We start from the raw sequence: 2,226 nt of genomic DNA, 5'->3' as shown, positions 1-2,226 counted from the left end.
ACGAACCACGAGTCCGTAAACGCCGCCCGAAAGCTTATCCCTTAATGACCAAACCCCGGCACGAATTACGAAAGCAGTTGCAAACTGCTTAATACACAAGCGTTTCGGCTTTTCTTAGTGCCATTCGGCTATAGCCAAAGACTCAAAAGGGTTCTTACCCGGACGAAAAGAAATAATTTGCCATTGGCGATGCTCCCTCAGGGATCTGCCCATAGAGCGATCGCAGTCCGAACCACCATTATCCCCTACAATATTATTCTGCCGCAGTTGGGGAATTAATCCAGCAAATACCACCGAAGATTTCCCACTACCAGAAGCACCAATTACTGCAACCAAAGGTTTACTGGTAATATCAATTACCAATTGCTCAACAAACGCCTCTCGTCCAAAGAAATTTTCCGCATCTTCTTCCCGAAACGCCATCAAACCCCGATATGGACTGCGAGTAATGCCCAAACTTTGCCAGGTGGGTGGCACTTCTAACTGATTTTGGACAATTACAGGTAACCAACTGGCACAGGGAAATTGTGACTCAAGCCTCTGTAATTGTTGTCTTGCATATCCCACAGAAATACATAAGGAACTGCCGCCTGTAAATGATTTTAAAAAATGCTTTAAAAACTCCTGTGCAACTTTATCGGTAACAGGTTCGCGCATGACAATTACTTGCGGAATCTGCAAACTTTCTAACTCTCTTGCGATTCCCAAACCATCACAAGAATTAAAAATTGCTAATTGCAATCTTTTGGCGATCGCTGGAAGCAAAGTATCTCTCAATTCTGCCATCGTTAAACTATCATCATGATTGAGAAATATTCGCCCCTGTGTCCCCTGAGTTTGAGAATGCCCGGAGAAAAACAACATATCCCAACCAATTTCATCTTGTAAATAATTATTTAGTTCCTGCCGCAATGGTTCTACAAGGGTGACTATTTTCGCATCACCACAATATTTTTGTAGTAGTTGTTCATCCGCTTTAACATTTATTTCCGTACTATCACCCAGAATAATTAAAATTCTAATCTTTTCTCTAAATGGTCGTTCTCTGCGTTCACCATCCGGCGCACTTAAAGCGACTTCAAAAGGTGTAATACGGAAATGAGGTATAGCATAAAACCCATTCCACAAATGCCAAGGTAGTTTACGTAGTTCTTGGCAATCTGTACTAAGAATTACCCTAATTTCATCTTCCCTATGCCAATCTTGTTGATATAGGCAATTTTTGATAGGATTAAAAGATTGTGATTGTAACCATGAATTAAAAGAATTAAGTAAATTTTGCGATTGCTCATCGCATTTTTGTTTCAGATCATCAATATTTACATTCCTAGCGCCAAGTTTTTTAATCCGAGTTTGTCCATCCAAACTGCGGTAAATATCACGCCAATTTTGAAAACATTGAATAATCTCAAGAGCTTGAGGTAGTTCTCCCCTGATTCTCAAGTCAGGACGTTTTCCCTCTTCGCCCACTTCTAAAGTTACTTTATATCCTTTAGAAAACTCACCATCAAATTGAAGGATAACTAACTTTTTCATAGTCGATGCAAACAGATTGACTTTTTTGGATTAATGGGTTGAAAAGAAACGCAGAGATTATTGGTATTTTATTACACAAGCAGTCAAATCTGACTTTTGATTCTTCTGAAGGGACATGATGATTTTGCTCCCAGATACTTCAAATTCTTATACGCATAAGGTGGGGAGTTTTTACGCATGGTGATAATTTTGAGCAGAACTTTTCACAGATATTGGAGAACCTGATAATCTGCAAAGGAGTACAACTTCCACGGTAACGAAGCGAGCGTAAGATTGTTAGAGTGCAAATGCTTTTGGCATTAATGAGATTTTTCCTTTAGTACTATAAGTGTTTACAAGCTGCTCTAAGGGTTCAACAGCATTGTCCTGAAGGATGAAATAGTTTGCTTGGTTACTGACAATCAGCGATAGCTCAGTTGCCCATTGCTCATAGTTGGAACTACCAATAATACCGATAGAAGACTGAATATAGTTAACAAGAATGCTGTTATTGAGACCAAAGCCACCTTCACCCCAGATGCAAGCACATTGCAGCAAATACTCATAGTCTGCGAATACTTGAAACCCCTAGCTATCTAATTGGTATTTTAGGGCTTGAGACTCAAGCACAGAGAGAATTTCTGTATGTTGATTGACCAAACCTTGTATTGCGGTAATTGGATCATGGTGAAGGCGATGTTTGCGTTGGCG

2 protein-coding genes are annotated in these 2,226 nt (G+C 39.9%); both read right to left on the bottom strand.

Features of this window, described 5'->3' with window-relative positions; all coding sequences use genetic code 11:
* Positions 1–114 precede the first annotated feature (114 nt).
* Positions 115–1,536 (bottom strand): nSTAND1 domain-containing NTPase, encoded by a 1,422-nt coding sequence (locus tag AC1F2U_RS34605; RefSeq protein ID WP_480265253.1) that lies wholly within the window; start codon positions 1,534–1,536, stop codon positions 115–117.
* A gap of 276 nt (positions 1,537–1,812) precedes the next feature.
* Positions 1,813–2,073: a hypothetical protein gene (locus AC1F2U_RS34600; protein WP_480265252.1), complete on the bottom strand. Its 261-nt coding sequence runs from the start codon at positions 2,071–2,073 to the stop codon at positions 1,813–1,815.
* Positions 2,074–2,226: the final 153 nt, after the last annotated feature.

Source organism: Nostoc sp. LEGE 12454 (assembly GCF_056620565.1).
This window is presented reverse-complemented; position numbering and strand designations above follow the sequence as displayed.